This window comes from Secundilactobacillus hailunensis (assembly GCF_005405185.1).
GTDB classification, from domain to species: Bacteria; Bacillota; Bacilli; order Lactobacillales; family Lactobacillaceae; genus Secundilactobacillus; species Secundilactobacillus hailunensis.
The window spans coordinates 1-2807 of sequence record NZ_BJDO01000094.1 but is presented as its reverse complement, the minus strand read 5'-3'; the positions used below and the strand labels follow the sequence as shown (position 1 = coordinate 2807).

General features: G+C 36.9%; 3 protein-coding genes and 1 pseudogene. 2 read left to right on the top strand and 2 right to left on the bottom strand.

Annotated elements, in window-relative coordinates; all coding sequences use genetic code 11:
* A partial coding sequence (gene mobQ / locus FFM73_RS12285) for a MobQ family relaxase (protein WP_137631928.1) occupies positions 1-1701 on the bottom strand: 1701 nt, incomplete at its 3' end.
* A gap of 252 nt (positions 1702-1953) precedes the next feature.
* On the opposite strand from mobQ, the gene FFM73_RS12280 reads away from it, so the two are divergent.
* Together FFM73_RS12280 and FFM73_RS12275 are read left to right on the top strand one after the other, a co-directional pair.
* Positions 1954-2181: a hypothetical protein gene (locus FFM73_RS12280; protein ID WP_080952786.1), complete on the top strand. Its 228-nt coding sequence runs from the start codon at positions 1954-1956 to the stop codon at positions 2179-2181.
* A gap of 21 nt (positions 2182-2202) precedes the next feature.
* The gene (locus FFM73_RS12275; protein ID WP_125982396.1) at positions 2203-2481 is read left to right on the top strand and encodes a hypothetical protein; all 279 of its coding nucleotides are present in this window, start codon (positions 2203-2205) and stop codon (positions 2479-2481) included.
* Here FFM73_RS12275 and FFM73_RS12270 read toward each other — a convergent pair.
* Positions 2471-2807: pseudogene (locus FFM73_RS12270) on the bottom strand (hypothetical protein); the annotation flags it as partial. The gene FFM73_RS12275 and the pseudogene FFM73_RS12270 sit on opposite strands and share 11 nt — an antisense overlap.

The following is a 2807-nucleotide window of genomic DNA, read 5'->3' as shown; positions in this document are numbered from 1 at the left end:
CCGTTGTAAGTGATGATTTTCTAACTGATCTAAGCTAAGCTGTCCCGATAAATAAGCTAGTCCTTGTTGATGTTCTTGGGGACTGAACACCTGTGGTGGGTTTGCTTGCCACTGTTCAATCGTTTCGGCCTGACATGGCTTTAAAACAGGATCATAGTACATCACGGCTGTATAGGCTTGTTCCTGTTTAATCAATGGCAATCCATCTAAATCGCCTTTGGGAAAGGCCCTTTTCAATACTTCATGGTATTGCGTTTTAATGACTTGCTTAACGGCCATGATTGCCCGTAGATCTTTGACTGCTCGAGTAATCTTTTGCTGTTCGGTTGGTGAATATTTCTCTAGTAACCCTTGATCGACGTGTTCTAGACTTTCTAAGTTATCGTCATGAATCATCAGCGTATATTTCAGTTCGATTTTGACTTCCTTTTCTTGTTGCATTAATAACTTCCAGCCAACGTATGGCCGTTTGGTAAAGGTCAATAATTGTTGGGCCAACAAATCATCACGAATGTTCATTAAACGTTCGTTTAATTCACTACCCTTGAAAACTGTTTGTTCGCTATCGGTTTCCTTAATTAATTCTCTTCTTTCAGCTTGCGTGGCCTGTTCAAAATTAAGCTCTGGATAAAGTTTTTTAGTCGTACGATCAACCACTTTATTTAAGAGTTCATCGGCTTTTTTTAGTGAACTTTCTTGTTGGTTAATCGTCAATAATTGCTTAGTGACATCTTCACCAACAGCGTGCTTAATTAAGGTACTGTTTTTCCAATTAAATAGCATGCGCCGTTTATCATCTAAGTTCTCCAAACTGATATAAGTTTTCAGTTCATGGCTTAACTCTTTAACTACCCGTTTTTCATTAAACGATAAGTGTTTACTTAGGCTATCTAAATGACCTCTATTGATTACTTTTTCTTGGTTGTTTTTATAACTGGCTTTGGCCTTGCGATAGTTCTTAACTTGTTGGTTAAATGCTTTTCTTTCATGCCGTTTGCTATTGATTCCCTCATGTTGCATTGGTGTGTCAGCTATTCCCTGTTCCACAAATGATTTTTCGCTGATCCGATCGGGAATATTTTTTTGCTCCAAAGACTGATTTACACTTGCCGCCCAATTGTGCCGCCATTGATTGATTTTTTCTTTTTTATCCCAATCAACTAACCACACCTTTCTTGATCTTGGGAAACGACTATTTCCTGTATAAGTCTTGTTCCCATTTTCGTCTAATATGTTTTCTCGTTTACTTTTCAATCCCCACGTTCCGTCTGGGTTAAATGGACGGTTAGTTAACATCACATGAGCGTGCGGATTATCTGGGTGATCTCTATGAATTGCCACATCGGCAACCATACCTTCATCAACAAAATTTTCTTGTACATATTTTGTCAATAATTCTTTCTGTTCATCTTCACTTAATTCAACGGGTAGAGCCACGTTAAACTCTTTAGCGTACCGTGAGTTTGCTCGACGGTCTTTTCTTTCAACTTCGTTCCATAATTTCTCTCTATCACTCGCCCATTCTGGCGCATTCTTTGGTGTTAAAATAAAGCTTTCTGGCATAACCGACCGAGCATAAAAATAACTTCGGCCTTCTTTTTGATCGAATAATTTTTCGCCACTTCGATAACTTGCTCCAGCAATTGCACTTCTTCCTTTTCCAGCACTAATATTACTAAAGCTCATGTGAAAAATTGCCATGTCGGTCACCACCTTTCTTTGGGTTTATGGGTTTGATTTTGTTGTCGCCAACGGCGACTTCTAATACAAGTGTTTAGCACAATAACACAACCAACTTTAGTTGTTGTGTGTAAGTGCGCATTGACCTCGTTTCACTCGGTCTTCTGATTCTCTTAACTTTAATTTAGTATATGCCTTCCGCTTCGCTATTTCAACTTTTATCCTTTGACTTAACGTTTCCTATATGATATAGTTTCGGTGATTATTTCTAATATGATTGGAGGGATCGTTATGTCTCAAAGTAACTTAGAAAAACAAGAAGCTAAATTAAAAGCCCTTAATCAAAAAATTAAGGACGAAAAAAATAAGATTGAACAACGGCTAGGTAAACAAATCATCAGTCAAGCCAATTTAGATTATGCTAATTTATCTAATGACAATATCAAGTCCTTATCCAAAAAAGTATCCGAGTTTTTAAAGGAAAAGTCCGTAGATCATTAGTCATAGGAAATGGGGAATTCCATGCCTAATCAATATGAAAAACTAATTGAACAACAAGCACGTTTAAAACAAAAAATTGAGCGGGAAGATTTTAAGTTACGCCAATCTAAGTATTATGAAAATCGACAATCACGAAAAGCCCGTTCTCGCCGATTAATTCAAAAAGGAGCTTTATTAGAAAAGTATTTTCAAGCTAATAACCTCTCGGTCGAACAAACCGAAGAACTTTTAAAAACATTCGCTGACTATGTTAACGCCCATAAACCGGATAAATTAAAAAACGATCAACCTAATAACTAGGCCGACCGTTTTTATTTTCAGGATTGTTTTTTGGCTTAATTTCTGGATTGTGTTTAGCAAAGTCTTTTAACTGTTTTTGAATTCTTTGTGTAAGCTCTGCTTTACTTTCTTTGTGCTTCCTTTTACTTGATCGCTGTTGAATTATCTTTTTACCCTTACCTCTTCTTTTTGATTTTAGGTCAAGCGTAAAATCTGAAATTTTGTTTTGATCTAGCTTACTTAAATGACCGATTTCTTTAAAGTTTAAACCGGCTTTGGGAAAGCGATAAATATTACCAAGATCGACCCAGGAAGGTTTCTTCAACCCAGCGGATTGCCAATCTTGA